We start from the raw sequence: 2423 nt of genomic DNA on the forward strand, positions 1-2423 counted from the left end.
TGCAAAGAAAACAGGAAAGGAGACCGCAACATTGACCACATCATAAACTACAGCGCATAACTGAAGGTGGGTCAAATCTCGGTGAAAATACCGGGTCAGTTCTCAGTGACAATCAACACTGGAAGCTCTATCTCTGCTCCTCGCCGCCCTATCAGCTGCAAACCCGCAATGACCGGCGCATGCACGATTACACCCAGCTGGCTTTCCAGGGCAAATTCGACGAGGCCCGCACCCTGCGCGACAGCTTGAAACCCGTGCGCGAGGCGATCGCCAGCAGCCGCCCGGTGGACAAACCTCAGGCCTTCGGCAAATACTGGCAGGAGCTGCTGGGTCAGGTCGGCGGCCCGGTGCGCCATCCGATGCTGAACCTGACCGAGACGGAAAAAGCCACCATCCGCGAGGCGTTCGAGGGCTGCGGGCTTAAGCTCTGAACAGTAGCGCCCGCCGGGCGGCGGCCTATCTGCCCTGATCTCCCGGCCCTGCACTGATCAGGCCGCGCGGACATACACCCGCGCGGCCTGATCATTCCCCCTGCCCCTTGATTTTCAGCCAGCTGAGGTCCCTTTGGGAGAGCTCTTTGCCCTGTGTTCTGCCGCCTGCTACGGGATGGCTGGCGTCACCATCGCCCGCAGCCGCAACCACCGGCGCGGCGATGGCGGGGTGTTCCTGTCGGTGCTGGTGACTACACTGCTGACCGGGGCGCTGTGGCTGTTGGCTGGTAGCGAACCAGTGCTGCCAGCGGATGACACCCACTGGCGGGCGCTTGGCCTGTTTGCTGTGGCCGGTGTATGTGCGACAGTTCTGGGACGGTTGTTCATGTACCGATCCACCGAAATCCTGGGTCCGGTCGGCGCCGCCATGCTACGCCGCCTGATCCCGCTCTTTGCCATACCGCTTGCCATCCTGCTGATCGGCGACTGGCCTGGTCTTGCCGAACTGGTGGGCGGGGGGCTGGTGGTGGCTGGGGTGTTCGCTTTCTCCGGCAGCGCGGCTCCAGTGGGAGCGCTGGCGGGCGTGTCGTTGGGGCTGCTTTCGGCGGCCAGCTACGCTCTGTCCTACGGCCTGCGCAAATTGGGACTGATGCAGCTACCCGACCCGCTGCTGGCGACCTGCGCTGGCGCAAGTGCGGGCTGCCTGTGCTATCTTGGCTGGGCTTTCCTGTGCCGAGGCAGCGCCAGCAGACAAACGCGGCTGCACTATCTGCTGGCCGACCGCAGCGTCGGATTTCTTGGCACAGCGCTGCTGCTTTCAGCCGGACAGACGCTGCAGCTGGCGGCCCTGCTGCACACTTCTGTCACCAGCGTCGCGCTGATCGGGGCGCTGGACGTGCTGTTCAGCGCCCTGTTTGCCGCGCTGCTGCTGCGCCAGCGGCTGCAACCGACGCCACGCGGGCTGATCGCGGCTTTGCTGGTCGGACTGGGCAGCGCGCTGCTGCTCCTGAACTGACCCCGCGCGGGCTGGGCATGAAACTCCCCCGACAGACCGGTTTCTGACTGTGACCACAGCACAACTCCGCAGTCCCAGCTATTCGATTATTGGCTATCCAGTTTCCCGGAATGCGAATTGAGCAGGGACAGGCATGACGTAGGCTTTCGAGCAGCCACAACAAGCTGACGGAACCGCAGCAGCCTCACGTCAGCATCAAAACAGGGGGCCTTTATGCCTGAGTTTCACCATCTGCCCGTATCTCTGACCCTCGCCACGAGCCTGCTTGCATCTGCAGCATACGCCGCGGGTGGCGGCGGCGGAGAACCCGGTGTCATCGACATCCGCGACCCGATCGTCCAGCGCTGGTTCGAGGCCACACCGCACAACCCGCCTGCCCTGCCAGAGCCCGGTCGCGACTACGGCCTGATCGGCGAAGGCGGTGCCTTTGTTGCGCCAGAAGCCGCGCCACTGTCGTCCTGGGCGCCAAATTTTCCCGGTCAGCTGGAAGGGTGGGACCAGAACTCCCATGCCATAAACGTCGATGTGCTGGCCTTCTACCCCACCAGTCGCAAAATTGTCGGCATCAACCGATCACGGAGACCTTTGGGAGCCGCGTAGATCGCCCGAGGTCTCGGGTCGCGGGAGGGTCGTGGTGATGCCTTCCTCGTGACAGGCCAGGATTTCACGACCGCTGAAGTAGCCTTTATCTGCGACTGCGCTCATCGCCGTGGCCGGCAGCGGCAAGACGCGGCGATACTACTGCGCCAACGCCAAAGAGAAAGGCGCATCCATCTGCACCGGGATGCGCGGACTGAAAGAAGAAGATGCCGCGCTCTCGATCCTGTCTGGGCTAAAGGTCGGTCTGATGCAGGATCAGGCCTATGCAAAGTTTCGGGAGAAGTTTCTGGCGCGCAAGAAAGTTGAAGAGAAAGAAGGCGATGATTTGCTCCGGCTCCATAGCCAGGCTCTGCGTCAGCTCGAGTCCCGGCACGCAA

Annotated in this window: 2 protein-coding genes and 2 pseudogenes; all 4 read left to right on the top strand. The window is 62.9% G+C overall.

Annotated elements, in window-relative coordinates:
* Positions 1 to 119 precede the first annotated feature (119 nt).
* Positions 120 to 431: pseudogene (locus P2081_RS20120) on the top strand (dihydrodipicolinate synthase family protein); the annotation flags it as partial.
* A gap of 133 nt (positions 432 to 564) precedes the next feature.
* Positions 565 to 1446 (top strand): EamA family transporter, encoded by an 882-nt coding sequence (locus tag P2081_RS20125; protein ID WP_278924569.1) that lies wholly within the window; start codon positions 565 to 567, stop codon positions 1444 to 1446.
* Between the two features lie 213 nt (positions 1447 to 1659).
* Positions 1660 to 2046: a hypothetical protein gene (locus P2081_RS20130; RefSeq protein ID WP_278924570.1), complete on the top strand. Its 387-nt coding sequence runs from the start codon at positions 1660 to 1662 to the stop codon at positions 2044 to 2046.
* Positions 2047 to 2155: 109 nt separating this feature from the next.
* Positions 2156 to 2423, top strand: a pseudogene (locus tag P2081_RS20135) (recombinase family protein); the annotation flags it as partial.

The organism is Pseudophaeobacter profundi (genome assembly GCF_029697505.1).
GTDB classification, from domain to species: domain Bacteria; phylum Pseudomonadota; class Alphaproteobacteria; order Rhodobacterales; family Rhodobacteraceae; genus Pseudophaeobacter; species Pseudophaeobacter profundi.